Source organism: Paenibacillus sp. Soil724D2 (genome assembly GCF_001427935.1).
GTDB lineage: Bacteria > Bacillota > Bacilli > Paenibacillales > NBRC-103111 > Paenibacillus_E.
Map to the genome: position 1 here is coordinate 131,386 of NZ_LMRY01000005.1, position 26,136 is coordinate 157,521.

25 protein-coding genes are annotated in these 26,136 nt (G+C 46.3%); 6 read left to right on the plus strand and 19 right to left on the minus strand.

Annotated elements, in window-relative coordinates; all coding sequences use genetic code 11:
* The first annotated feature begins 153 nt into the window (after positions 1 to 153).
* Positions 154 to 789 (plus strand): hypothetical protein, encoded by a 636-nt coding sequence (locus ASG85_RS07250; protein ID WP_060645795.1) that lies wholly within the window; start codon positions 154 to 156, stop codon positions 787 to 789.
* A gap of 33 nt (positions 790 to 822) precedes the next feature.
* Here ASG85_RS07250 and ASG85_RS07255 read toward each other — a convergent pair whose 3' ends face one another.
* Genes ASG85_RS07255 through ASG85_RS07265 form a run of 3 tightly spaced genes read right to left on the minus strand, consistent with a single transcriptional unit; the run spans position 823 to position 2,426 of the window.
* Complete coding sequence (locus ASG85_RS07255) at positions 823 to 1,197, minus strand: Asp23/Gls24 family envelope stress response protein (protein WP_060645796.1); 375 nt, start codon at positions 1,195 to 1,197, stop codon at positions 823 to 825.
* A gap of 42 nt (positions 1,198 to 1,239) precedes the next feature.
* The gene (locus ASG85_RS07260) at positions 1,240 to 1,809 is read right to left on the minus strand and encodes a hypothetical protein (RefSeq protein WP_060645797.1); all 570 of its coding nucleotides are present in this window, start codon (positions 1,807 to 1,809) and stop codon (positions 1,240 to 1,242) included.
* Between the two features lie 20 nt (positions 1,810 to 1,829).
* On the minus strand, positions 1,830 to 2,426 hold the full coding sequence (locus ASG85_RS07265; RefSeq protein ID WP_060645798.1) for a hypothetical protein: 597 nt from the start codon (positions 2,424 to 2,426) through the stop codon (positions 1,830 to 1,832).
* A gap of 193 nt (positions 2,427 to 2,619) precedes the next feature.
* On the opposite strand from ASG85_RS07265, the gene ASG85_RS07270 reads away from it, so the two are divergent.
* Complete coding sequence (locus ASG85_RS07270; protein WP_057301912.1) at positions 2,620 to 2,946, plus strand: ArsR/SmtB family transcription factor; 327 nt, start codon at positions 2,620 to 2,622, stop codon at positions 2,944 to 2,946.
* A gap of 163 nt (positions 2,947 to 3,109) precedes the next feature.
* Positions 3,110 to 4,831 carry a SulP family inorganic anion transporter gene (locus tag ASG85_RS07275; protein ID WP_060645799.1) on the plus strand — a complete coding sequence of 574 codons (1,722 nt, stop codon included), beginning with the start codon at positions 3,110 to 3,112 and terminating at the stop codon, positions 4,829 to 4,831.
* Between the two features lie 80 nt (positions 4,832 to 4,911).
* On the opposite strand, the gene ASG85_RS07280 is transcribed toward ASG85_RS07275, so the two are convergent.
* The gene (locus tag ASG85_RS07280) at positions 4,912 to 5,736 is read right to left on the minus strand and encodes a DUF3048 domain-containing protein (RefSeq protein ID WP_060645800.1); all 825 of its coding nucleotides are present in this window, start codon (positions 5,734 to 5,736) and stop codon (positions 4,912 to 4,914) included.
* Between ASG85_RS07280 and ASG85_RS36835 the strand changes: the two genes are divergently transcribed.
* Both ASG85_RS36835 and ASG85_RS07290 read left to right on the plus strand, forming a co-directional pair.
* Positions 5,729 to 6,085, plus strand: coding sequence for a hypothetical protein (locus tag ASG85_RS36835; protein WP_156396476.1), 357 nt, complete (start codon positions 5,729 to 5,731; stop codon positions 6,083 to 6,085). The two genes, ASG85_RS07280 and ASG85_RS36835, sit on opposite strands and share 8 nt — an antisense overlap.
* A 302-nt stretch (positions 6,086 to 6,387) precedes the next feature.
* Positions 6,388 to 6,801, plus strand: coding sequence for a thiol-disulfide oxidoreductase DCC family protein (locus ASG85_RS07290; protein WP_060645802.1), 414 nt, complete (start codon positions 6,388 to 6,390; stop codon positions 6,799 to 6,801).
* Between the two features lie 266 nt (positions 6,802 to 7,067).
* Here ASG85_RS07290 and ASG85_RS07295 read toward each other — a convergent pair whose 3' ends face one another.
* The 3 genes from ASG85_RS07295 to ASG85_RS07305 form a co-directional block, all read right to left on the minus strand.
* Positions 7,068 to 7,853, minus strand: coding sequence for a DODA-type extradiol aromatic ring-opening family dioxygenase (locus ASG85_RS07295; protein ID WP_060645803.1), 786 nt, complete (start codon positions 7,851 to 7,853; stop codon positions 7,068 to 7,070).
* A gap of 303 nt (positions 7,854 to 8,156) precedes the next feature.
* Positions 8,157 to 8,774, minus strand: coding sequence for an N-acetylmuramoyl-L-alanine amidase family protein (locus ASG85_RS07300; RefSeq protein WP_060645804.1), 618 nt, complete (start codon positions 8,772 to 8,774; stop codon positions 8,157 to 8,159).
* 34 nt (positions 8,775 to 8,808) lie between these two features.
* Positions 8,809 to 9,141: a hypothetical protein gene (locus ASG85_RS07305; RefSeq protein WP_060645805.1), complete on the minus strand. Its 333-nt coding sequence runs from the start codon at positions 9,139 to 9,141 to the stop codon at positions 8,809 to 8,811.
* Positions 9,142 to 9,538: 397 nt separating this feature from the next.
* Here ASG85_RS07305 and ASG85_RS39550 point away from each other — a divergent pair, with 397 nt between their 5' ends.
* Positions 9,539 to 9,667: a hypothetical protein gene (locus ASG85_RS39550; protein ID WP_268795865.1), complete on the plus strand. Its 129-nt coding sequence runs from the start codon at positions 9,539 to 9,541 to the stop codon at positions 9,665 to 9,667.
* Positions 9,668 to 9,681: 14 nt separating this feature from the next.
* On the opposite strand, the gene ASG85_RS07310 is transcribed toward ASG85_RS39550, so the two are convergent.
* The 12 genes from ASG85_RS07310 to purM all read right to left on the minus strand — a co-directional run bounded on the left by ASG85_RS07310 (position 9,682) and on the right by purM (position 26,135).
* Positions 9,682 to 11,730 carry a methyl-accepting chemotaxis protein gene (locus ASG85_RS07310; protein ID WP_235550085.1) on the minus strand — a complete coding sequence of 683 codons (2,049 nt, stop codon included), beginning with the start codon at positions 11,728 to 11,730 and terminating at the stop codon, positions 9,682 to 9,684.
* Positions 11,731 to 12,383: 653 nt separating this feature from the next.
* Complete coding sequence (locus ASG85_RS07315; RefSeq protein ID WP_060645806.1) at positions 12,384 to 13,664, minus strand: CehA/McbA family metallohydrolase; 1,281 nt, start codon at positions 13,662 to 13,664, stop codon at positions 12,384 to 12,386.
* A 27-nt stretch (positions 13,665 to 13,691) separates the two neighbouring features.
* Positions 13,692 to 14,471, minus strand: a complete 780-nt coding sequence (locus ASG85_RS07320) for an endonuclease/exonuclease/phosphatase family protein (protein ID WP_063860201.1) — start codon at positions 14,469 to 14,471, stop codon at positions 13,692 to 13,694.
* Between the two features lie 37 nt (positions 14,472 to 14,508).
* The gene (locus tag ASG85_RS07325) at positions 14,509 to 15,396 is read right to left on the minus strand and encodes a carbohydrate ABC transporter permease (RefSeq protein ID WP_060645808.1); all 888 of its coding nucleotides are present in this window, start codon (positions 15,394 to 15,396) and stop codon (positions 14,509 to 14,511) included.
* 18 nt (positions 15,397 to 15,414) lie between these two features.
* Positions 15,415 to 16,305 (minus strand): ABC transporter permease, encoded by an 891-nt coding sequence (locus ASG85_RS07330; protein ID WP_060645809.1) that lies wholly within the window; start codon positions 16,303 to 16,305, stop codon positions 15,415 to 15,417.
* 91 nt (positions 16,306 to 16,396) lie between these two features.
* Positions 16,397 to 18,043, minus strand: a complete 1,647-nt coding sequence (locus ASG85_RS07335; RefSeq protein WP_060645810.1) for an extracellular solute-binding protein — start codon at positions 18,041 to 18,043, stop codon at positions 16,397 to 16,399.
* A 159-nt stretch (positions 18,044 to 18,202) separates the two neighbouring features.
* Positions 18,203 to 18,988, minus strand: coding sequence for a response regulator transcription factor (locus ASG85_RS07340; RefSeq protein ID WP_060645811.1), 786 nt, complete (start codon positions 18,986 to 18,988; stop codon positions 18,203 to 18,205).
* A complete protein-coding gene (locus tag ASG85_RS07345) occupies positions 18,985 to 20,721 on the minus strand; it encodes a sensor histidine kinase (protein ID WP_060645812.1) in 1,737 nt (578 codons plus the stop codon). The genes ASG85_RS07340 and ASG85_RS07345 overlap by 4 nt, the downstream gene beginning before the upstream one ends.
* A 236-nt stretch (positions 20,722 to 20,957) precedes the next feature.
* Positions 20,958 to 22,217, minus strand: a complete 1,260-nt coding sequence (purD, locus tag ASG85_RS07350; RefSeq protein WP_057301924.1) for a phosphoribosylamine--glycine ligase — start codon at positions 22,215 to 22,217, stop codon at positions 20,958 to 20,960.
* Positions 22,218 to 22,286: 69 nt separating this feature from the next.
* Positions 22,287 to 23,834 (minus strand): bifunctional phosphoribosylaminoimidazolecarboxamide formyltransferase/IMP cyclohydrolase, encoded by a 1,548-nt coding sequence (gene purH / locus ASG85_RS07355; RefSeq protein WP_029198293.1) that lies wholly within the window; start codon positions 23,832 to 23,834, stop codon positions 22,287 to 22,289.
* A 649-nt stretch (positions 23,835 to 24,483) separates the two neighbouring features.
* Positions 24,484 to 25,095, minus strand: a complete 612-nt coding sequence (gene purN, locus ASG85_RS07360) for a phosphoribosylglycinamide formyltransferase (protein ID WP_060645813.1) — start codon at positions 25,093 to 25,095, stop codon at positions 24,484 to 24,486.
* Entirely contained in the window at positions 25,095 to 26,135 is a 1,041-nt protein-coding gene (purM, locus tag ASG85_RS07365; protein ID WP_060645814.1) for a phosphoribosylformylglycinamidine cyclo-ligase, read from the minus strand. Before purM ends, purN begins: the two co-directional genes overlap by 1 nt.
* Position 26,136 lies beyond the last annotated feature (1 nt).

A 26,136-nucleotide genomic window follows, 5' to 3' on the forward strand; every position in this document is an offset into this window, starting at 1 on the left:
CTTCCTTTAGGATTGCGAAACGTTAAAATTTCTATGCGTTAATGAGGTGAATTGTGACATTTAACTAGACCCGTGACATTCGTCCATACCAACGGTAGGCAAGTGACATATCCTGTAGGAGACAAATCTGATAATAAAGGATCGTGAATCCTAGTGAGCAACCAAAGACAAATCATTGGCAATGGCGGTAATCGTCCTGAGGTGTATACAAGAAGTTTAACTTTACCTCCGCAAATTGGTGATGGCGGCTTCGGCCAATATCCAGGCTTAGGCGGTGGCGGTAATCTATTTTCACAAGGCGGAGGAGGATTTCCTACTCCTTTTGAAGGAGGCGGTAATTTCTTCGGTAGCCCTAGCAGCGGTAGTGCTGGCGGCGGATTGTTTGGAGGCGGCAGCGCGAATCCCAGCGGTGCTGGCGGTGGTGGAGGCGGTAATTTCCTCAGCAACCTCTTAGGCGGTGGCGGTGGTGGAGCTGCAGCTGGCGGGGCCTCGTCTAACCCGCTGAGCGGCTTGAATTTGAAGCAAATCTCCGGCTTCGTTGAACGTATGGGTGGTATCGACGGCATCATCGGCACAATGGGCAAGGTCCAGAAGTTCATGAGCACCTTCCAACAAATGGCACCTATGGTGAAAACCATTTTGGGTTCGATTGGCAAAGGAAAAGTGAATTCATCAGCCGACTTGGAAGAAATATTAAGACCTAAACGCAAACGCCGTAAGAAATCAAGCTCTGGCCCTAGAAGAAAAGGAGTCTCCAAAACCTCCTTAAACAAACGCAAACGCCGATAAGATGATAGAAAAAATGAGCAGACTGCAAACTGCTCATTTTTCTTTATATAACACGTCCAATTCTTTCTTAACTGCTAGACTCTCTACCTTTACGTTTACTTCCACAACTCGAAGCCCCGTCATGTTTTCCACTGATTCCTTTACGTTTTCTTGAAGATTCCGGCATACATCCTGAATCATAGTGCCATAATTGACGATGATACGTAGATCGATGGCGGCTTCCGACTCCATAATCTCGACAAACACGCCTTTTTTTGCATTTTTTCCGCTCATGCGCTTAGTAAAGCCTTCAGAGATGCCGCCTGACATAGAAGCAATCCCAGGTGTATCTAGGGCGGCGAGCCCAGCTATGATAGAAATAACATCGTCAGATATACGTATAATTCCGGATTGCGAATTCTCGGACAAATGAATCCCTCCCACTTCCTTGATGTATATTCTTCGATCCCCTTATACTAGGCTTGTTTGTTCCAACTGCTGACGATAAGTTTCAAGAGCTTTGTGAAATCGGTAAAACTCGCTCGATAATGCTCCTAAATTACTTTTAATAATAGCCCTTTTATCTGGACATTCCCCATCAAACAGAAGATCCAAGTTACTATCGATTCTTTCTCTTAAAACAAACATATAACCTTGTTCAGGATAATTTTTAGATAATATGTTTAAATCCTCTGCAAGTTCGTGGCTAAGAAAACGAAGGTCTCGTTTGATTAACGTTTTTTGAAATTCAAAATAATCTGGCGTATAGTCTTCCCGATAATCCCGCCCAGGCACTTGTTTCCAAAATGAATGCCATTCTTCAAGAAGATCTACTTCATAAAGAAAGTACCTGAGAAATCCACATAACCATGCTGTACAACTCGTATTGCGAATTCTACAACCACTTTTAAAGGATAAGTTTCTGCAGCCTTTACAGCATGATCCTCCATTAGCTATACAAATGTTACATAATTGGTCTGAGCCAACATCTCTTAAGTAATCAAGACCTTGCTCAATAACCATCTGTCTAGAAGTAATCATTAAATCAGAATCCCTCCTCTTTACACTGGAGTCGTTTTCTCTCCCCTATTGTGTAATTCAATGTTTTTTATGGCTTGCTGAAACTCATGAAAGTCTTTGATTAAGTAATTGAGCCTCTTTATTAATGGAGTGGAGATATCTGAATTCCCAGCAAATTCTATCTCATCAATAAGTTCATCCAAATCACTAGCCAATACAATAAAATCGATATTATCCTTATCTCTACTCAACTTAAGTTTAAGATCATTCGCTAGCGCTTCGCCCAGTTCTCTCATCATAGAAACTTCAAAATGTGTCGTCATTTTCACCAATGGAGGGGTAAAATCCTGTCTAAAATCAATACCAGGAACTTCATCCCAAAATGTATGCCAATCTTTAATCAATCCTGCTTTGTAAAATAATAATTTTAAGTATCCGCATAACCAAGACGTGCAGCTTGTATTTCTATTCTGACAGCCCGCACCGTCTACTAAGTGACTGCAACTGCGACAACAAGAACCGCCATTTTGAATGCACACTTTACAAATATGGTCTGCCCCTAATCCATTTAAATGCCGCATGCCATAGTCGATAAGATACCTTCTTGTAGCTATATACAATTCGTCACCAACGAGCATTCAGACCCAACCCTTATCCTCATAGTCTCAAATAACAATATATTTGATTTTTTGAATATTTATAACTTATACTATAACTGAAAAGTATTTAAAAACGCAAAGGATTTTGAAACTTGGGATCCATGCTTTCCAGCTTGTGATATGATATTCTATATATTCAAATGTTCGAATATTTATAGTAGGGGAGAACGCTATGTATCAAGAAATACAGCATTTTAAAGCGGATTTTTTCAAGGCGTTAGCACACCCACTGCGGATAAGAATCCTTGAAGTTTTAGTCGAAGGCGACAAAAACGTTAATGAGATACAAACGATATTGGGCAGTGAAGGTTCTGCCGTTTCACAACAGTTAGCTGTATTAAGAAATAAAAACGTAGTCCGTGGGATTAAAGACGGAACCTCAGTGGTATACTCTCTAACAGACCCATTAATTAAAGACCTGCTAACGGTTACCAAGCAGATCTTTGACAATCATCTTGTGAGTGCTATTTCAATGTTAGAAAATATAAAAAATCAGTAATTCACAAAAAAGGAGTGAATCGGGTTGTTATTCTCGACGATTTGCTTCTTTTTTGTTTAATTCGCTTGTTTATCTAGAAATATTAAATTGACACCTGATTGCTTTGGATATATGATTTTATATATATTCAAATAATCAAATATTTAGGTCGGTGAGATCAGCTATGAAACTCTCTTTTAGCGGCAGATTCCAAGGCTATAATCGAAAAAAATTTCAAAAAGACTTGATTTCAGGTCTGATCGTAGGTATCGTCGCCATTCCATTAGGAATGGCGTTTGCAATTGCTTCAGGCGTAAAGCCTGAATACGGGTTATATACTACGTTTGTAGCCGGAATATTAATCTCATTATTTGGTGGTTCAAAATTTCAAATTGGCGGTCCGACCGGAGCATTTATTCCCATTCTATTTGCGATTGTGATGCAGTATGGGTACCAAAACTTGCTTATCGCAGGTTTTATGGCAGGAGTCATTCTGCTATTCATGGGGATTTTTAAATTAGGCGGTGTCATTAAATTTATTCCGCGGCCTGTCACAATAGGTTTTACCACAGGAATTGCCGTTACCATCTTCACAGGACAAATTGCCAATTTCCTTGGATTAAGTAATCTACAAAAACATCAAGATTTTCTTGCCAATATGAAGGAATTAGGCATTCACATTTCAACAATCAATATGTACAGTGTATTAACTGCTGTAATTTGTCTGGTGCTTATCATTCTGACACCTTGGCTTTTACCTAAAGTTCCTGGCTCATTAGTGGGAATATTGATCTCTACGGTTGCAGCATCCCTATTCTATCCTGACAAAGTTGCAACCATCGGTTCTACCTACGGTGCAATTCCAAATAGCTTGCCTAGCATACACTTTCCTGCACTCTCAATTGAACACGTTCAATCTTTAATAAAACCCGCTTTTGTAATAGCCATGTTAGGTGGCATTGAATCCTTACTTTCAGCCGTAGTTGCTGACGGAATGTCAGGAAGCAGACATAACAGCAATCGTGAATTGATTGGTCAAGGTATCGCTAATATGATAACTCCATTGTTCGGGGGTATTCCTGCAACAGGGGCTATTGCACGAACCGCAACAAATATTAAAAATGGAGCGGAGTCTCCCTTCTCTGGGGTCATTCACGGTATTGTCGTCCTGTTGGTTTTGTTCTTCTTTGCTCCTTATGCTTCGAACATTCCTCTTGCGAGTATGGCACCCATTTTAATGGTTGTTGCTTGGAATATGAGCGAACGCAAGGAGTTCGCCCACGTTTTAAAAACCAAAACTGCGGAGTCATTCGTTCTGCTTATTACCTTCCTTCTTACTGTTTTTACGGATCTAACAACCGCTGTTGAGGTTGGATTAGTCTTGTCAGTTATCATTTTTGTGAAACATATGAGCGATTTGTTAATTACTGCAAAGGTCTTGCCCGACCCTTCCGATAAGAATGAAAAAGTAGCAGCACATATGGTTAATGAACAGCACTATTGCCCTCAAATCAGTATTTATACCGTCGAAGGAGCTTTGTTCTTTGGGGTTGCAACCATGTTTGAGAAGTCCATTATGGACGAAATCCATTACAAACCCAAAGTGTTAATATTGAAAATGGGCAATGTTCCCTATATGGATACAACCGGGGAATCTAATTTATCAAGTATCGTCAAGCACTTTAACAAGCACGGTGGCACCGTAATCATTTCCGAACTACAGAACCAACCACGCCAAATGCTGAAGAAAACAAGATTAGACGAACTCATTGGTCAGGAACACTTTTTCGAAAAAACAGGTGACGCGGTTAGCTTTGCCTTAACAAAACTTAACTACTCTCAATGTCTGGGGTGTAAGCATTTTGCGTTCCGTGAATGCCATCAACTATCGGTCAGGTCAAAATAATTCCAAAAAAACGCACGAGAAAAGCCGCCTCGTCTTGGTTCTAAACCCAAGCAGGGCGGCTTCTTTGCGCCTATCTAGTGCTATTCCATTTTCAACGCTGTGCCCTCTGGCACGATTTGAACCCAAGTGTTGCCCGGCAGCAGCGGCACTTCCTTGCCACCCTCCGCATAGGCGCGAAGCATGCCATTTTTGCGTTCCCACGTGATCTGCTGAGACTTGCCCTCTTGCAAAATCACACCCTTACCAGGTCCGAATACGTCGACTTCACGACGCCCCTCTTTGTCCACAATCTTGTGCTTGCTCTCGAGTACGAGCAGATTTTTGGTTTGCAGCTGCTTGCCCGTCTCCCTGTCGAGATGCGGCTTGCCCTCCATGCTGCGCTTGTATACACCTTCAGCGGCATTGTATTCATAGGAAACGAAATACCCTTGAATATAAGGAATTTGAATATAATTCACGGCTGCGCCGGTAAGTTTACTTTGACCCTCCTTGGCAAAAGTGAGCAGCGGCCCGTTCCATTCAGAACGGAATTTGCGCGCCTCGGCGCCCTGCTTCATTTTATCCACAGAGGTATAGAGATTGTGCGGTGCCTTGCGATCGGTCGCGCGCCAGTAGTAGGCGCCATCGCCGTACACCTCATCGAGATGGGCCAGCTTGCGGCCTGCCATCATATCCATCGCTTCCTGACTCCAGCCGGCATGGACGATAACCGCATCGAGCGCGTCGCCGATCTCCACGAAATAAGGACGTATGCTGCGCACGGGACCAATGGTCTTCGCTGCTTGGCTCTGGAACACGGAGACGAATCTCGTAATCTCGCCCTCTGCGAGAATCTCATAGACGATGTCCGCCTGATCTAGGCCGGTTTGGGGCCTGGCTTGCGGGGCATTTTCGACCATGACCATGAAAGGCCGGCTCTTCACTTCTTTATCGGTAGGCAAACCCGTTAGCGGGAATTTATACGGCAGCTCCGTCTCCACCGCTGTGGCAGCAGGTTTGGAAGGCGGCGATGCGGCAGCGGACGTGGCTTCAGCGGCATTCGGGCTGGTGGATGGTAAGGAGGCAGGCGTATCGCTGCAACCGACAATGGCTATGACAGAGCATCCAAGGACGAGCCAGGCGCTAAGGTTTTTTCGGCGGAATAAAGGCAATGATTTCAACAGGGCTGCACCTCTTCTCTTAATCGTTCTAGTAAATGTATATGCTAGTGATGCGATAGATAGAAGACTTTTTGTGCTAGTGGTGCTGGGGTAGTTGGACCCGCGACTGTGATATAGTAGGGAGAGATATATTATGTGTATGTTGCTAGGTAAGTGTGGTGCTGAGTTATCATGTTTGTGTCATAGGCGTGCTTAACGGATTGCTTCCGGTTGGTTAATTGGCTTGTTTATGGGTTGCATGATGGACTTGGTTGCTGGAATGCTACTTTCTCAGAAGCCATTTTTGCTGCACTATTTGCAGCTTCTACCTATATAGACGGTCTGACCACCCGAATTAGTGCACTTATTGCATCAACCACTTAACAATTCCCTACTCGCCAAAAAGGAGGCTATTCCATGACCAAGCTTACCGATGACCATGCCATCGTCATGTTCGACGGGGTCTGCAATCTGTGCAGCGGAGCTGTTCAGTTCATCCTGCGGAACGATCCGAAGGGGATTTTCCGCTTCGCTTCCTTACAGTCAGATAGCGGCCAAAAGCTGCTTGAGCAGCACAACCTGCCTATGGATATCATCAGCACGATCGTCCTGATCGAGGGCGGCCGCTCCTATACCCGTTCGACCGCTGTGCTGCGCATTGCCCGACGGTTGCGTGGCGCTTGGCCTCTAGCGTATGCGGCCATCATCATTCCCGCTCCGCTGAGGAATCTGGGCTACTCGTTCGTAGCGCGCAACCGCTATCGCTGGTTCGGCAAAGCTGAGCACTGCATGCTGCCGAAGCCTGAGTTCAAGGCGCGGTTCCTGGATTAGCGACCGGGATGTTTTTCGCGCAGTTTTCGCTCGGGCTCCAACCGATACTCGCTAGTTTACCGCTGTTTCGCTCGGTTTCTATACGATTCTCGCTTAATTTCCCGCTGTTCCGTACCAGTATTGCTCGATACCATGCTTAGTTTCCGCGTGGTTCACACGCAGTTCCTACATTCCCCCGCTCGCTTTCCATGTGTTAACGCACGGTTCCAGCTCGGTTTCCAGCGCGATTTGCGCAGCCTCATTCCATCCTATTCAGTCCGCCTACGCTACGACTTCCTCATCCCGCCGAACATCCAACAGCACAAGCTCAGCGTGCCCATCTGAAAGCTGTGATGCAGCAGCTTCGCCCTGCGTGCAGTGTCTGCCGCACCTAGTGCATGCAGCAAAGGCGCAAAATGCTCCGGCGTCGGAACCGCCTCACGCGCGTTAGGCGCTCTTTCGTCATATCGAACAAGCGCATCCAAATTCCACGTCTCCAGCTGCTCCGCCAACCACTCATCGAATTCCACCGCCCACACCTGCGGCACAGGATTATTCTGATCCAACCTGCGTAAGTTGTGAACCGTCCCACCGCTGCCGAGGATAAGAACATCCTCTTCCCGCAAGGGGCCTAATGCCGCGCCGATGCGATAATGCTCTTCCGCTGTCAAACGCGGATTCACAGAGAGCGCCACCACCGGTATCTGCGCATCTGGATACATAATGTGCAGAGGTGCCCACGCCCCGTGATCCAAGCCTCGCTCATCATCGAGCTCACAACGAATGCCCTCTTCCTGTAACAATCGCTGTATATGTAAACTTAGCGTCAAATCCCCTTTAGCTGGGTACTTAATGTCATAAAGCTTTTCTGAAAAGCCCGAGAAGTCATAGATCGTTTCCAGATGAATCGCTGAGCTGATCTTCTGCACGGGACTTTCCCAATGTGCGCTGAACAGCACGATGGCTTTAGGCGCAGGAATGCTCTTGGCCAGCTTCTGCAAAAACTCGGTGTAAGCATGCTGCTCGATCGCCAAACTCGGTGCTCCATGGGCAATGAAAAAAGATGGCAGCATGGCAGATCCCCTTTCTTCCTAAATGGTAACTTTTTACCAATATACTATACATTATACGCCTTTGGTCACAAATAAAACCTGACCGATGGCCAGGTTCTTGTCTAAAGCCTATGTTTGAGCATGGGGAACGAACTTCTCTTTGCTATCACTCGCTCGTTTAGATTATCTTCTCAGCTGTAAAGATGAAATATATCGTTACGGACACGATTTCACTTCCCCTCGCATCTGTAACGATGAAAAACATCTTTACAGCTCGTGCACTTGCTATAGGTTATTGCTCACTTTGCAGGGTATAGAGGCGGCTCATCGGTTTTTCAAAAACTGCTCAATTCCGTCTGCGATACCATGTGCCAGCTTATTCTGATATTCCGCTTCGGACATTAGCTCATCTTCTTCCGGATTGGTCATGAAGCCTAGCTCGACCAGCACAACTGGAACTTTGGACCAATTGAAGCCTGATAAGTCGCTGCGTGCTGACAGTCCTCTTCCAGCCTTTTCGGTCGCAGCCTTCAGATGCTCTAGAATAAAGCCAGCTGCTTCATGGCTTTCTGATGCGATAGGCTTCACCGCTGCTGAGGAAGCCGACGGATACAACACCGAAAACCCTTTGGTCTTCGGTGAACTATCGCCATCCGCATGAATGCGTACAGCCAGCGCTGCTCCTGCTTCGTTCGCCATATCCGCACGCTGCTTGTTGCTGATATCAACCTCATGTGACTCGCGGGTCATCGCAACTTCTATACCGCGGCGGACCAGCTCGTCCTTGATCAGCAGTGAAACTTCCAGATTGAGCACATATTCCGGTTTTTTCGTTCGTACGCCGACCGTGCCGGAGCTGACCTTTGGCTTGGTTTCCCGCGTATCCGGGCCTACCGACTCAGGAGCATTATTACTTTGGCGCTGATGTCCGGGGTCCAGCATGACGAGCCTTCCTTGTTGAGGCTTGCCAGCAGTTTTAGAAGCCGCCGGCTCTTGTTCTAGGCTCTTTCGCAGGCTCTGCTGTAAGATCTGCTGTAGGCTTTGTTTTAGGCGCTGGTGCTGCCCCTGTCCTAGCCTCTACTGCAGGCAACTGCAGTGATGACTCAGCGGCAGGACTTTCCGCCACCGGCTGCTTGGTCGCGCTACTCGTGATCGCAGGCGTTTCCTTGCTTACTATAGGCGATACCTGCCGTATAGCCGCTCTCTCCAGTACTTGCGGCGAACAACCAGCCGCAACCAGAACTAGGACCATCCCAATGGCAACACTCATGAAAGCCATCCACTGCTTTCGGGCTTTTGCTACCTTCACGGTTCTCCGCCTTTCATTTTGTTGCTTTTACACGTTCTCTGCCCTTCATGTTGCTACCTTCACGGTTCTCTGCCCTTCATTTTGTTGCTTTTACACGTTCTCTGGCCTTCAGGTTGCTGCTTTCACACGGTTCTCCGCCTTCATTTTACTGATTCTCCGCCCTGGGCGAATCACCCAATGCATGAAACCAACATCTCCTGCCAAAACTATCCTTCATATGAGATAAACTTCTACCGAGGTCTTTCGAAGATGAGCGACCACGCTTAGCGAGGAGAGACTTTGGTCTACGACCAAAGATTCCTATATTGGGTTTATTCGCCAAAAAGAATTTCGTCCTCCGATTAAATCGGAAACTTATAAATTCTTATGTGGTAAAAAAATTAGAGGAGGTACTCACATGAATACCCTCTGGAACTTCATTGCTCACCACTGGATATCGATTGCTTTAATCATCGGTGTACTCGTAGCTTTTTGGTACGAATACAAAAACAAAGACAAGTATATCAGAGGCACCGATGACAATTAATTTCTTTCTTGTTATTATACCTTAAATACTTTGACGACTTCTTGGAGCTCGTCAGCCATTTTGGACAACGATTGGGAAGCTGCGCTAACTTCTTCCATGGAAGCAAGCTGCTGCTCAGCTGCTGCGGCTATGCTGTGTGTGCTCTCTAGCGATTTACTGGAAATGGCGCAAATTTGCTCGACAACCTCAACCATATGTTTCGAGTCGGATTGAATGAAGACAGCCGATTGAGACACTTCTTTCACATGTCCAAAAACATCCTCCACTGCTTGTAGAATAGCCAGAAATGCCGCTTTCGCACTTTCACTCATGACAGTTCCATCATTGACTGCTTGGGTACCCTTATTCATTGAATCTACTGCGCTGTTGATCTCCGATTGGATGTCACCGATTAAGCTGCGAATACGGTCCGCTGCTGTCGCGGATTGTTCGGCCAGCTTGCGAACTTCGGTCGCAACGACGGCGAAGCCCTTACCGTGCTCGCCTGCCCGTGCTGCTTCAATTGAGGCATTGAGCGCTAACAAGTTCGTTTGGCTGGATAAAGAGGTAATCAACGTGATCATTTCCCCGATTTGCAGTGATTTCCCGCTGAGCGCATCTACAATCATGGAGGATTGTTCCATATTGCGATGAATGAGCTTCATTTGCTCCGTTACCTCGCCTACGGCTCTGTTCCCTTTTTCAGCTGTCTCGGCGGTTTTTTCTGTCGAAACATTTACCTTTTTAACGCCGTCCACAATCGATACAAGCCGCTTGGCGATATCGGTAACCGTCTTTTTCGACGTATCATTCATATGGCTTTGTTCATCTGCGCTTGCAGCGACTTGCTGGATGGAATCTGCAATCTGCTCCGTCGCTCTCGAAGTTTCCTCTGCGCTTGCCGATAATTGCTCGGACATAGAAGCAACGGTGTGCGTGTGCATCGAAATAGATCCAAGCATCGTACGAAGCCTCTGAATCATTTCATTGAAGGAATGCCCCATTTGACCTAATTCGTCGCTCGTTTTCACTTCCATATGCTGCGTTAAATCACCTTCCGCGATGCGACCTGCCATCACTTTGGCTTTTCGTATTAGGTTAATTAGGTATCGGCTGAATAAAATAATCACAAGCACCATGATGACCAGCGCGATCAGTCCGCCTATACCCAAAGAAACGACAAGCTTCTTCACAGGCTCTAGCAGCTCTTTCTCTGGCATAACGAGTGCAATAGTCCATCCAGTTTCTGGTGTCTTTTGATAATAAACGCGATTAATTCCCTTGTCATCTGTGATAGTGGATTGGCCATTTGGCTGTGAAAGCAGCGTTGGCGCCAGCGCGCTTATCGACGGGTTCGGGTCTTTATCCATACTGACCTTCATCACCTTGGACTTATCCGGCAGAGCCAGATAGTTGCCTTTGGCATCCACCATGAACGCCCAGCCTGTGCGGCCTACCTTTGTTTCTTCAACAAGCTTTTGCAAGCGTGCCAGGTTAAAATCGCCGGTGATAACAGCGAGAAACTGCTTTTTTTGATCATAGACTGGCACGCTCGCCGTCACCATGGTGACTTTCGTCGGTTCGTCATAGTAAGGATCGGAGTACGCAAACGCTTGTTTCGTGTCCTGAGCCACTTTGTACCAATCCCAGTGCGGATAATCGTAATCTGCTGCATTATAGTCTTGCGTTAAGTTAATTTTATCCCCTTCTCGGAACGCGTAAGACGAAAAATATTTCGTTTTGGCATTGTACTTGAAGGGTTCAAAGAAGATTCCTAAACCAAATGTATCTTCACTCGTAGCCAAATCACTACTTAGTATTTTATTATAATTGTCCAAAGTCAACTGGTTAGGAGCAAACTCAACCGTCCTGGCAACCACTTCTCCCACCTTACGATGCGCAACAAGCTTCCCATTAATGCTGCTGGTCACACTTTCTAGCTGCTGCTGCATTTTGAGCCCAATTTCGTTATTAATTAGCCCTTTACTATTTACGTATGCGAACGCCACAATGCCAAACAGAGTAACAACAATAAGAGGAACAAGCAGCAACATAAATTTACTTTGAATACTTTTTAGCTTCATTATCTTCATCGCCCCCACTTATCTCTATGATTACTGATTATCACTATGAATTTCGTGTTATTTCGACAAACACCTCTTATTTTCGACATTGTTTGAGTGAATTTATTATTAAGGGCATTCACTAGTAATCGACCTCATTAGAAGTGGTTTATCGCAAGATAAACCTAGTCTGTGACTATTACGAATCAAAATAAGCTTACTCAGATGAAGCTATTACGACCTGCTTCTGGTACAACTCGCATCCGCTCTTACAAGCAGTCTTGCACAACCCGGGCCTTCTACGAATAGCGGTTTAGCTAGAAACGAATAAGCAAGCTTATCTTGCTTATTCGTTCTAATATCGGAGCATCTCGTCAGATATGACCACAGCGCATGCTTATCAGCTGATAAACGAGACTTCCATGGTGTATTAGCCAACAATAAGCAAGCCTAGCTTGCTTATGTAATCATAGCCGGAGTCATTAAGACAAATAAGCTACTTCAGTTGCCTTATCCGCACAATGAACTGCATAGATTACTCCAAAACCCAAAACATATAAATTCTTATCTATTGAAAAAACAAAAACACAGCCTTTTACCATGCAAAAGGTTGTGTTTCTGCTTTCAATCTATTTCAAGGTTTTCATCGCGTCGCGGATGCCGATATCCTTTTACTAGTCAAAATAAATCGGGTTCGTTAACGCAGCCATAAGCGTCATGTTGACCTCATCGAAATGCCGCCATACTTCAGCGCGTATAAACGTTGTTCCCTGTGCATCAAAATGGATGGTAAGCCCTCCGTCTGAGGACACTAGGACTTCCTTTTCCAATCTGATGTTGCTGAACAGTTTGATCATATCTCCTGCCTGCAAATCCTCGGCCTGCAAACACACTTCTCTGCTCCACTCTCCTGCAGGAACGATGTCTCCAACTCGATAAGAGCCGCAGCTTAGTTCAACAAAAGGTCCGTTTGGTGCATAAGTAATCACCACGTGACCCAGCCCAGTAGCGCTCAGAATGCCATCCACGGTTTTTTCAGAAGCATACACCCATGTACATGGCATCGCATGCTTGACGTACGGATCTGGACGATGGATATCGCTGCCGCCAACAGCAACAAGCCTTCTGCCAGAGACGAGTTGACTATGCCACCAATTCAGCGCTCTTACATTCCGCTCCGTAAAGGAACCATTCCAGACTTCAACCCAGTCGTGATCGACACCCAAATCCCATTCCCACGGGCAATACTCGCAGTGCGGATGATTAATCACGATTTTGGCTCCATTAGCACGGGCTTCGGCAATCTTGGCATTGACGTCCTTCTGATCCTTCACTCGAAAATCTCGGATCGGATCGGCAACACCCAAGAAATTGCTGTGTCCAAAATTCGTTGTAAACTCCATTCCCGGAATCATGACAACGCTTGTATGGCGCGGATAGGTCATATTTTGGCTCACTGTATTGTGATCCGTCATGGCGATGAAATCACAGCCGAGTTCCTCCATCCTTGCTGCATTCTCTTCCAGCGTAAAAGTGCCGTCGCTATTCACGCTGTGCGTATGTAGATCGCCTTTCAGCCAGCGAGGTGTCTTATAAAGAAATTCGATGGTAACGGTAACGGAACAACCTTCGTTCGGTACCTTGTAGGCGTTATGCAGAACCGCCCAATTTCCAGGCGTTAAATCACCTGATAAATAGCCGGGAGTTGATTGTTCCTTTCCAAGTCGAAAGGTTTTGCGCGCTCCTCCGCTCCAACCTCTCACTCTAACGGTGTCCCTCAGACCCAAGTCGATCACGGCCTTTTGTTCACCGTGTGATTCGATCGCATATGTGACCACAATCTCCTCAACATGCTCGGGCATTTCAAAAGGCACTTCAATATAGGTGCTTTGCTCTGTAGGAGCAATTTTTTTCGTAATTGTTGTAACTGATCGTATTCTTTCCACAGGTTTCATCTGTCGCTCTCCTTGATCTGCTTTGTCTTAAGATAAGCGCAAAGAAGCAATAATCGGATAATGATCCGACGGGTAGCCCCCTTCGATCTGCCTTCTATCGACGATCGTTTCCAGCAGTTCCATCTCGGGAGATACGAAAATATAATCAATTGGCGCCTCGTCTGCTCCGCCTTTGAAGTCGTGCGCAGTGCGGCCTACATTCCCTTCTACAACAGTATAAGCGTCTTTCAGCCAGCCTTTCGGACTTTCGTCCCCAGATTCCCCCCTCAAATAACGGATAGGCGGATAGCTAGGATGGCTGTTCATGTCCCCCATTAAAATAACGGGTAAAGAATGCTCGGACTTATGCGAACGAATATAATCCCAAATCACTTTAACACCATTTTCTCTAGCTTCTTTACTGTGATGGTCCAAATGGGTGTTGTACACGATAAATGCCTTCTGACTGTGTTTGTCCAGGAATCGAGCCCACGTGCACATTCTAGGGAACATGCTGTCCCAGCTTTTGGATGCCGTTACTTCTGGTGTTTCCGAAAGCCAGAAATGACCTTCCTCCAGCACCTCAAGCTCATCCTTCTTATAAAAAATAGCGCAATGCTCATTGTCGTGCTCACCGAATCGGCCCATGCCGATCCAATTGTACGCTTCCAGCTCCCCATGAAGCTCGGTCAGCATGTCATAGTAGCCTTCCTGCGTGCCAACAAGCATAGGGTTGTGCTCTTGGATTATATGGGAAACGCGCCTCACACGATGAGGCCATGCGTTGTCCCCATCCTTCGGCTCATTGTATCGCAAATTGAAAGTCATGACCTTCCACTCCATCGCATTTGCACCTCTTCTTTGACTATTCTTTTACTGAACCGAGCATGATTCCATGTATAAAATACTTTTGCAGAAATGGATACACGATAAGAATCGGCACCATCGAAACCACGATTTTTGCAGCGTTGAGAGTCTTATCCGATACTTTCATCAGTAACTCAAGCTTGGTCGAATCAAGTTCCAACAATGCGTTCTGATTGACGACAAGCTGCTGAATATACGTTTGCAGCGGATAATTTTCCGCACTGCGCATGAAGATCATGCCGTCAAAGAACGAATTCCAGTGACCGACAATACTGAATAAAGTGACCGTAGCCATCGCAGGCAGCGAAAGCGGTAGATAAACTTTGACCATCATATACCAAGGTCCCGCACCGTCCATGTAACCCGCGTCGCTCAGCTCCTTCGGCAGGTTCCGGAAGAAGTTCATTAACAAAATAACGTTAAACACCGGCACCGCACCTGGCAGCACCAGAGCCCATATCGAGTTAAACATCCCTAATGCTTTTACAGTCAAATACAACGGAATAATCCCGCCGCTGAACAGCATCGTAAACAGCATGAACCACATATACACGTTCCGGTATGGGAATTCCTTGCTGCTTCTCGACAACGGGTACGCCATCATGACGGTCAATACGAAATTGATTCCCCCACCAAGCAAAACCCGTTTGACGGAAACTAAGAATGCATTGAAAAAATGCGGTTCTTCCAAAATTTTACGATACGATTCCAAAGAAAAGCCAACGGGCCAAAACTTAACGAATCCCCCAGCCGCTGCCGCGTTGTCGCTAAACGAGACGGAAAATACGTGCACAACAGGCGCAAGCGACATGGCTGAGATGGCTAGCATCACCAAGATTAGTGCTACTTCGGTTATACGGGCCGAAATCGTTTTATTACGTACCACTAACATTCACCTACTTCATTAGAAAATTCTGTAATTCGCATACGTATAGGCAACTCTGTACGAAATAAAGATGAGAATGAAACCGATCACTGATTTCAACAGACCGACGGCCGTAGCTAAGCCATATTGAGCCTGCACAAGTCCTACCCGGTACACATACGTATCGATAATATCACCTGATTCATAGACAAGCGGATTATACAAATTGAAAATTTGATCAAAACCTGCATTCAAAATATTGCCTATGCTCAAAGTAGCCAGCAAAACAACAGTAGGAACCAAGCTCGGCAGCGTAACATAGTACAATTGTTTCAATCTATTTGCTCCGTCCATTTCGGCTGCTTCATAGAGGGAAGGGTTAATGCCAGCTAGTGCAGCTAAATAAATAATGGCAGCAAATCCGAATTCTTTCCAAATGTCTGTGCTAACGACAATGCCTGGAAACAAGCTGTTTTTGGCCATAAACATAATCGGCTCGAAGCCTAACGCTTTCAACGCATGGTTGATAATGCCGTCGAGCGACAGCATATCCATCACAACACCCGCCAGGATAACCCAGGATATAAAATGAGGCAGGTACACAACCGTCTGCACCCATCTTTTGAATATCCGGAATCTAATCTCATTGAGCAAAATGGCAAATGTAAGCGGAATGATGAGGTGTGCGATAATTTTACACACGGCAATAAATACCGTATTAAAGAAAATAACTTTACTGTCTCTCAGTTGAAACATGTACGTGAAATTTTCAAAGCCGATCCAGGGGGAGTCCCCTATTCCCAAACCGATCTTGAAGTCTTGGAACGCAATTGCGACTCCGAACATCGGCACGAGATGGAAAATAATAAGAAGCACGATACCCGGCAGGAGCATCAAATGGTAGTGCTTGTAAAACGATTTTATGTTCATGAACGATACACCTCTGTTCAAACTTATACATTTTTATGGTAGAAAGAGCGCACCACCATTCGGTTAGGTGATGCGCTCTTTACCTTACACGTTACTTTTTGGACTTGCTGATTTCATCCGTTACTTCTTTCGTGATTTCGTCGCCGCCTTGCGCCTTCCAATCCGTAACGAACTTATCAAACGAATCAAGCGGTTTCTCTCCCATTACGATGCCGAAGAAAGTTTCAGTTTCTAATTTCTGTAGATTAGCCCATTTTCTTTCCATCGTCTTCGTATTCGCTGTAAATTCGCTGTACACCTTATTCATGTTCATCTTCAGCAAATCTGCTGGAACGGTGTACCCGAAATATCCTGACCAATCTTTCAGATCTGCTTTCGGGTTGGCTTTGTCGCGAGTTGCCTTCGCAACCAATTCTTTCATTTCCGGATTCAGCTCTTCAGGCTTGATCTGCCCGCTCATCGCCTTTTTCAATGTATCGGACTTTCTTTCCACTGCATCCGCATAATCGTAAGTGGAATTCCCGATTGGCCAGTACTCTGCGCTTACTGTGAAGTCTAAGTTCAAAGCGTCTGGATCTACTTTACGCTGAGCATTGATAAATGTGTTTGCGTAAATCATAGCCGCTTCAGGATTCTTCATCCCTTTCTTCACAACAATAAACTGTGTGCTTACCGGCACCATCATCGTGTTCACAGTCCCTTTGGCATCAGGGATCAAATAAGGCACGAAATCAACCTTCGGATTGAGCTTCATAGCATCAGCAGCCAACCCGCCGGACCACCAGGGTCCGAAGAACATACCCGCTTTGCCGGAAACGATGTTCTCGTTTGGATCTTTGCGCAAAGCAAATTCCTTATCAACTGCACCTGCTGCATACATGTCACGCAGCTTGCCTAGTGCTTGCTTCGTTTCTGGAAGTATCGAAGCGTAAGCAATCTTACCGGAGCTATCCTTGATCCAGTTGGAAGGATAAGCGCCGAAAGCTTGGAAAATACCTTTGAAGTCGCCTCGCTGCGCTTTACCGCTTACCGTTAAAGCTTTTTCGAAACCGGCGATTCCAATGGTATCCGCTTTGCCATTACCGTCTGGATCTTTCTCTACGAAAGCTTTGGCGATCGCTGCGACATCGTCCATCGTCTTTGGCGGCTGGAGTCCCAACTTATCCATCCAGTCCTTGCGTACCCACGCCATACTTGCCGCATCCGCTTGTACGCTAATATTCGGAATACCCATCAATTTGCCTTTATAGGTTGCTTTCTCAATCGCTTTGTTGTTCGTTGATGCATACAATTCCTTTGCTAACGGGGAAGCATATTGGTCATACACTTTGCTTAAATCCTCAATTTGTCCGGCTTCGGCGAGGGCAAGGAAGATTTGCTCATTTACAAGCATGACATCCGGCAGATCGTTGCTCGCGATGGCCAGTTTCATCTTTTGCTCATAGTCCTGTGAAGCTGCATACCATAGGATTTTAAAGTTGATATTTGTTTTTTGTGAGATATATTTCATGTACTGGTTGCTTTCTACGGTATCGCCAGCAGGTAACTTTGCGCCTGGGCTTAAGCTTTTGAAGGTGGTCACTTCAATCGGGTTCGGCATCTTAAACGGGTCCACCTTAACGTTCGGACTAGCTGCTTGCCCGCCGCCATCCTTGCTGGTCCCTCCGTTATTGCTTGAACAGGCCGTCATCAGAACAACCAATGCAATCATAGAAATTAGCGTTGTTTTCTTTTTCATATTGCCCCTCCTCATTAATAACCCTGCACTTACATTTTAAAGAAAATGAAAGACATTCGGGTCAGTTAATGTCTTACGTTTAGGAGCAAATCGTCTCCTAATTGGTATACTGGGAACGTTATAGGAGACAAAAGTGCACTTCTTTGGAGACGATTTGTGCTAATTCTGGCTCTTGCGAAACTCACCGGGCAGCATCCCCGTCAGCTCACGGAATACTTTGCCAAAATATTTCTCATTCGGATAACCAGCCTGTGTGGCGATCCAACTAATCGTTTTCCCTTTTTGACTAAGGAGTACTTTCGCGTGATTCACCCGCACTTCCCGGATATAATCGTTAAACGTTTTCCCGGCAATATCTCGAAAACAGCGGCTGAAATAGCTGCGGCTCATGTTCACCCTTTTCGCGATGTCTGGCAGAAGCAGCTCATTTTGAAACTCTTGATGAATGATGTCTACTGCCTTCCAAATACTTGCTTTCACTTCCTGAGAATACGGTCCATCATCCTCCTCGGCAAACACAGGAGTGGCCTGGATCTCTACTTTCGTTTCTCTTGTTCGCACATGCTGCTCCTGCATTTTACCTACAATTCTTCTTAAAATTTCGTCCATCTGCTCATGTTCAAGCTCGACCTTGGTCATATAATCCAGCGCCCCTAGACGAAGCGCTTCCTGAATCAATTCAAAATCCTGATGGAACGTCAATACGACCATGCTAATATCCCGATAACGTTCTTTCACACACCTCATCAAATCTATACCAGACATGACAGGCATCGCTAAATCGGTAATGAGCAGGTCCACCTGATTATTCTCCAGAAATTCCAAAGCTTTTTTACCATTAGCGGCTTCACCTACGACCTCTAGGTTATGCTCACGCCAAGGCATCATCGCGATGAAGCCTTTACGCACCAAGTGATCATCGTCCACAACCATAACTTTTATCATCCGAGTAAACCTCCTATTGGAAGACGAAGTATGATCGTCGTCCCTGAGCCGATTGTGCTTTTAATATGAAAACTCGCGTCTGCCCCGAATTGAAATTTCACCATACGGTTTACATATTGCAGCCCGATCCCCATACCTACCTTCTTTTTCTCTAACGTGTTCTCGCTCAGTAATTGACCTATCTCTTCCACTGTCATCCCGTCTCCATTGTCTCTAACTTCAATAATGACATGTGAATCACCGTCTTCTATGACACTGACTTCGATAATGCCTTTATCCTCCAAGCCGTGATACAACGCATTTTCAACAAGCGGCTGTAGAATGAACCTTGGAACCGGCAGCTCAAGCGCCTTAGAATCGGCATGGATTTTCACATCAAATTGAAAGTTATAGCGGATACCTTGCAGCTCAACATAATTTTTCAAAGCCTCAATCTCATCTTTAATTCGGGCTGGTCCGCCTTTACCGAGATTATAATAAAGAACTTTGTTTAGCGTCGAAACCAAGCGGTCAATATCTTTCTGCCCATTGGCACGGGCCAGCCAACGAATGGTATCGAGCGTATTGTGAATGAAGTGAGGATTAATTTGCGTCATTAATTTCTCAACTTCGAGAAATGCTTTGCCTTGTTCCTTCAGCTCCACCTCGCCGATTAATTCGAAGATGCGGCTTCTCATTTCTGCAAACTCTTTATAAATAACGGCAAACTCCAAGATCTGAGATTGTCTTCTCGGGAAAACCTCGTTGTTGCTTTTTACATTGCGAATATCCGTACTCAGCAGCTTAAGCGGGCGGTATACTGTTCGCCAAATCAACCAGGCAATGAAGAAACTTGCTATAAGCGTTAAGATGGCAAAAAAGGCGAACTGCTTTATCCACCTATTTACTTCGAGGTTATATACCGATTTGGGGACAGCGGCCAATACCTTCCACGATTGATTGCTTGTCTCCTCAAACATCATATATTTGCCCGAAACGTCTTTATTCGATTGGTTATTGGCATTATGCTGCATGCCCACAGGAAAATCAGTTGAATTCTCGCTATAAACAATTTTGCCCTGATTATCGACAATCAGATGTACCAAGTTGCCGCCGAATTGCTCGTTGTCTTTGAGTATGCTTTCGGCCAATTTAAAATTAGTTTCAATATAGACATACACATCATCACGATCCGGCAGCTCGACTTTGCGAAGGATAGACAGCACTTCATTGCCGTCGATCGGATTTAAAGAAAGATGCGGTCCCATATAAGTAAGTTTATCGAATTTGATAAGGACAGGGAGCTGCTTAAGGTCATAATCGTCACGAACGTTAAAATTCTCAAATAATAGCTGGTTGTTTTTCTCAAAGTAATAAAACATTAATCCGAGGGTCGGATTCGTAAAATGAATCAAGCCTAACTCGCTTCTGATCTCATCGTTCAATCTTTTCTTTTCAAATAAATCAGCTGCTAAATAGTTCTCTAGGCTTTTGCCAACCCTTCCGTCAAAAGCAAGCTGCTGAGAAGCATGATTCAACTGACCGAGCGTATCTTCAAGCAATAGCCTTACTTGGTGCAAATTGCTTTGGACCCCGCCCTCTGCTTTATTTTGTAAAATTGCATACATGGAGAAATAGGAAATACTCCCGATGATAATTAAGGGTGCGAGTGCGCTGATAAACAGGATCAGGATTAGACGATATTTCAACGAATGCGGCTTCGGATGCAGCCCCGCAATTTTAAGTATGGTCATGATTCAGCCTCGCTTTGCTTTGTTAATCAGGTTAACCTTCTACAAGATTCGCGAATGATCAGCATGGAATCAACCGTACGGATAATTGCCTAACATTGCCTAGTATACCTAACATATAAAACGCTTACAACGGTCAATTAATTGCATTTTTTTTACAAACGGACTGAGAAAAATGAAAAAGCACAACCCTTTGATGAACAAAAGGCTGTGCTTTATACAATTAAGAGCAATCTTTCCTATTTCAAAGCTTTCATCGCAATATCCGTACGATAATGCTTCCCGTCAAAATGAATCCGGTCCGCATCCGCATATGCTTTCTGACGTGCTTCAATGATATCTTTGCCAAGACCAGTGATTCCAAGCACGCGTCCGCCGTTGGTAACAATTTGCCCATCCTCGATAGCTGTCCCCGCGTGAAACACAAGCGAGTCTTGCACTTGATCCAGTCCAGTAATCGGCAGCCCTTTCGGGTACGGACCTGGGTAGCCTGGTGAAGCTACGATCACACAAACTGCTGCTTCCTCGCTCCACTCGATAGGCTGCTCAGCCAACGTTCCGTTGTTGATAGCTAGGAAAATATCGAGAAGATCGGTTTTGAGGCGAGGCAAAATAACCTGCGTCTCTGGATCACCGAAACGCGCGTTAAACTCGATTGTTTTCACGCCATTCGGGGTCAAAATTAAACCCGCATAAAGTACGCCTTTGAAAGGACGGCCTTCTTTTACCATCGCATCAGCTGTTGGTTGAACGATGTTCGCAAGTGCTTCCTGCACGATTGACTCAGGGATATGCGGCAGCGGGGAGTACGTACCCATTCCGCCCGTGTTTGGTCCTTTATCGTTATCAAAAACAGGTTTATGATCCTGTGACGGCACCATGAGGCGAACCGTGGACCCATCAACAAAGGCTAACAGTGACATTTCTTGCCCTGTTAAGAATTCCTCAATGACCACGCTGGCTCCGGATTTGCCAAACACTTGATCCACCATAATGTCGCGTAGCGCGGCTTCTGCTTCCTCCATCGTTTGCGCAACGGTAACACCTTTACCAGCAGCTAATCCGTCCGCTTTAATAACAATCGGCGCCGACTGACTGCGCAAGTAAGCAAGTGCTGGCTCATAAGCGTCGAAAGACTCGTAAGCTGCCGTAGGGATGCTGTATTTCTTCAAAAGCTCCTTCATAAACACCTTGCTGCCCTCAATAATCGCCGCATTCGCGCGCGGCCCGAAAGCCTCGATACCTTTGGACTCCAAATGGTCAACCAAACCTGCTGCTAATGGATCATCAGGTGCTACCATCACGAGGTCAATTGCCTGCTCCTTCGCAAATGTGCTGATCTCCTCGAATTGCAGTTCCGTAATCGGCACACATTCCGCCAAGCCAGCAATTCCGCCGTTCCCCGGTGCGCAGAACAGTTTGCTGATCTTCGGGCTCTTGCTCAAAGACCAAACAATCGCATGCTCGCGCCCGCCTCGTCCAATAACTAATACACGCATCGTTTTGGAAACCCCTCTCATGGGGAATGCCCACGGTCTGGAAATCGATCGTGAGCATTCTCAATTGTTTTAGTGTTTAAAGTGACGAACGCCTGTCATGACCATGGCAATGCCATTTTCGTTCGCTACGCGGATGGATTCTTCGTCTTTAATGGAGCCGCCCGGTTGAATCACCGCTGTGATTCCCGCTTTTGCAGCCATTTCAAGCGTGTCGCCCATTGGGAAGAAAGCATCGGAAGAAAGGACAGAGCCTTTCGCCTTGTCGCCAGCTTGCTCAATAGCGATTTTGGCTGCGCCAACGCGGTTCATTTGACCAGCGCCCACGCCAACCGTCATGTCGTCCGCAACGAGTACGATTGCGTTAGATTTAACGTGCTTAACTACTTTCCATGCGAAAAGCAATTGCTTCATCTCTTCAGCTGTCGGTTGCCGCTCAGAAACGACTTTCAAGTCAGCTTCTGTTAACTGGTAGGCATCGCTAGCTTGTACGAGCATGCCGCCTTCAACTGTTGTAATCACTGGCTCCGCTTTGCGACCTGCTACTGTATCTAAGCCGCTTACTTTGAGTAGGCGAATGTTTTTCTTTTTAGAAAGGATATCGAGTGCTTCCGGTGTAAAATCAGGCGCAATGACGATTTCGAGGAAAATCTCATGCAACAGTTGAGCTGTTGCTTCGTCAACCGCACGGTTCGCTGCAACGATTCCACCGAAGATGGAAGTTGGGTCAGCATTGTACGCTTTCGTGTAAGCTTCAAGCACATTTGTACCGATACCTACGCCGCAAGGATTCATATGCTTAACGGCTACAACCGCAGGTTCGCTGAATTCTTTGACGATTTGCAGAGCTGTATTCGCATCATTAATATTGTTGTAGGATAATTCTTTACCATGTAATTGCTCAGCCGTTGTAATGTTGCCGGCAGCCGCATTCGGCTTACGATAGAAAGCCGCGCTTTGATGCGGGTTCTCTCCGTAGCGAAGCTCCTGCATTTTCTCATAAGTCACTGTATAACGCTCTGGGTAAGGCTCGCCTTGCAGGCCAGTCAAGTAGTCACCAATCAATGCATCGTAAGCTCCTGTGTGACGGAACACTTTGGCAGCTAAACGTTTGCGCGTTTCCAGCGTTGTGTCGCCAGTCTCTTGCACTTCTTCCAGCACCTTCGCATAGTCGGTTGTATCCACGATAACGGAGACGAACGCATGGTTCTTAGCTGCTGAACGAAGCATCGTCGGCCCACCGATATCGATGTTTTCAATCGCATCCTCGTAAGTCACATCAGGCTTCGCAATCGTTTCAGCAAAAGGATACAAATTCACGACAACCAGATCAATATACTCCAAACCGAGCTTCTTCATGCTCTCTTGGTGCTCCACGTTGTCACGAACAGCCAGTAGTCCGCCGTGAACATTCGGATGCAGCGTTTTGACGCGGCCATCCATGATCTCCGGAAACCCTGTAACCTCGGAAATACCGATAACCGGCACCCCTTTATCCTTCAACAAACTAAGCGTACCGCCCGTAGAAATGATCTCAACGCCCAGCTTCGACAGCTCGCTCGCGAATTCAACAATTCCCGTCTTATCGAAAACGCTGATTAGTGCTCTTTTGATTGCCACTATGCTTCCTCCCAGAAAATAATATTTGTAACTCTCCCACTCAGCCCTAATTAACGATGAAAAACATCGTTAATTTCGACCAAGCTCACTCATATAGGGTAAAACCGCCGCGGTAACGATGTAAAACATCCTTACAGTAGCTAATTCTCCCACTCAGCCCTAATTAACGATGAAAAACATCGTTAACTTCGACCAAGCTCACTCATATAGGGTAAAACCGCCGCGGTAACGATGTAAAACATCCTTACAATAGCTGCTTCTCCCGCTCAGCCCTAATTAACGATGAAAAACATCGTTAACTTCGACCAAACTCACTCATGTAGGGTAAAACCTCCGCGGTAACGATGTAAAACATCCTTACAGTAGCTAATTCCTCCGCTCAGCCTTAATTAACGATGAAAAACATCGTTAACTTCGACCAAACTCACTCATGTAGGGTAAAACCGCCACGGTAACGATGTAAAACATCCTTACAGTAGCTAATTCTCCCACTCAGCCCTAATTAACGATGAAAAACATTCTTAACTTCGACCATGCTCACGCAATTGGCGTAAAACAGCTACTTAAGTGATTTATAACAGCAGCGCACACAGCCGAGTTATCCACAAGGAACCTTAATCTCAGGAGCTACGGTACCTACGGAGCCAACCTACGACCGCACGCTAACCCTGCGGCCATCCAAGCTCACGCGGTCCTCGCGAAGCCAGCGAATCACCTGCGGCAGTAGCACGTGCTCAGCCGCATGGATACGCTCGGCCAGCGAGTCCGCAGTCTCGTGCTCGTGGATCTCGACGGCGCGCTGCGCGATGATCGGCCCGGAGTCGAGTCCGCCGTCCACGAAGTGAACGGTCACGCCGGTCTGCTTCACGCCGTACTCGACGGCTTGCTCGATCGCACGCACGCCTGGAAACGAAGGCAGCAGCGAAGGATGAATGTTGATCATGCGCCCGAAAAACGGCTCAACAAGCACATTCGTAATAATCCGCATGTAGCCGGCCATCACGATCAGATCAACCTGACGATCTTGCAGCTCCTTAAGAATAAGAGCCTCGTAAGCCTCACGACTCCCATATTCCTTCGGAACAAACGTGAACACAGGCACCTTCGCTTCTACAGCACGCTCCACCACATACGCTTGCGGGCGGTCACAGACAAGAAGCTCGATGCTGACATCAAGCTTCCCCTTCTGTACCTGATCTACGATAGCCTGGAAATTCGAGCCGCTGCCCGAAGCAAAAATCGCAATTCGGTAAGGCTGCATTAAACCTCAGCTCCTTGGAACGTCACTACACGCTCGCCTTCAGTAACAACGCCTAAACGGTAGGCTTTTTCGCCTTGCGCTTCTGCTGCGGCAATAGCTTTCTCCGCATCGTCCGCGCCCACGATAACAACCATCCCGATGCCCATGTTGAAAGTGCGGAACATATCGTTGTTCGAAATGCCGCCCTCACGCTGCATCAACTCAAAAATCGGCAGAATCGGCCACGATCCATATTGGATCTCGACGTTCACGCCATCAGGCAGAACGCGTGGAATATTTTCGATAAAACCGCCGCCTGTAATGTGTGCCATCCCTTTGATCGCAACATCTTCAAGCATCGCAAGAACTGGCTTCACATAAAGCTTCGTTGGCTCAAGCAGCACATTACCAAGCTTATCGCCAAGCTCATCCACATGACCTTGAAGCGTATAACCGCCATCTTCCAGCAAAAGCTTGCGCACAAGAGAGAACCCGTTACTGTGCACTCCGCTCGATGCCAGACCTAGAACCACGTCTCCAGGACGGATCGTTGTACCATCGATGATCTTTTTCTTGTCGACGATTCCAACCGTAAACCCGGCAATGTCATACTCCCCTGACGCATACATGCCCGGCATTTCCGCCGTTTCGCCACCGATGAGTGAGCAGCCAGACTGCGCACAACCGTCAGCGATCCCTTTAACGATAGCTTCAATTTTCTCTGGAATTACTTTGTCACAAGCAAGATAGTCGAGGAAAAAAAGCGGCTCCGCGCCTTGAACGATAATATCATTCACACACATCGCGACAGCATCAATCCCAATCGTATCATGCTTATCCATTGCAAAAGCGATCTTCAGCTTCGTGCCCACGCCGTCCGTACCAGATACGAGCACAGGCTCCTCGTACTTGTCTTTGTTCAAGCTGAACAGCCCGCCGAAGCCACCGAGGTCAGTTAACACTTCAGGACGGAAAGTCCGTTTGACGTGCTTTTTCATCCGTTCTACTGCTTCGTTCCCTGCCGCGATATCGACTCCAGCCTTTTTGTAAGCATCCGACACT